General features: G+C 45.4%; 1 protein-coding gene. It reads left to right on the forward strand.

The annotated features are described in order from the left end of the window. Window positions 1-521 (forward strand): aminotransferase class V-fold PLP-dependent enzyme (locus LG34_RS16445; protein WP_146190253.1); only part of this gene is annotated, 521 nt, incomplete at its 5' end. Window positions 522-634: the final 113 nt, after the last annotated feature.

Consider the following 634-nt stretch of genomic DNA (forward strand, 5'->3'; position numbering starts at 1 on the left):
TTTTGTATATCAAAGATAAGACAAAGATTCGTCCGATTTCCTTTGGCGGAGATCAGCAGAAAGGCATGCGTTCCGGAACCATTAATGTGCCGGGAATTGCAGGACTTGGTGTGGCAGCGACAGAGGCTTATGACCATCTGGAGGAGAATGCAGAACATCTGTATGAACTGAAAGCATATTTTACAGAGAAGCTGCAGCAGCTTGAGGATGTGACCATCAACGGAAAGACAGACCGTGACAGTGCGCCACAGATCGTCAGCGCAAGTTTTGTAGGTGTGCGTTCCGAAGTGTTGCTTCATTCACTGGAGGACCGCAATATTTATGTGTCTGCGGGAAGCGCATGTTCTTCCAATCATCCGTCCCTGTCCAGCACATTGCTGAATATCGGACTGGATCATGCGCATCAGGAATCCACGCTGCGGTTCAGTTTCTGCCCGGAGACGACAAAAGAAGAATTAGATTATACTTACAGCGTTCTGGAAGAGTTACTTCCAATGCTGCGTAGATATAGAAGACACTAAAATATAACAACGAGATTTTCTGCAACGGATCAAATGTATAGGAGAATATGTTATTGCATAATGCATATTTCATCTCAGTCTGAGTTGAGACTCCCACTTCTGCAAGTGGTGAG

This window comes from Eubacterium ramulus (assembly GCF_003122485.1).
Taxonomy (GTDB): Bacteria; Bacillota; Clostridia; order Lachnospirales; family Lachnospiraceae; genus Eubacterium_I; species Eubacterium_I ramulus_A.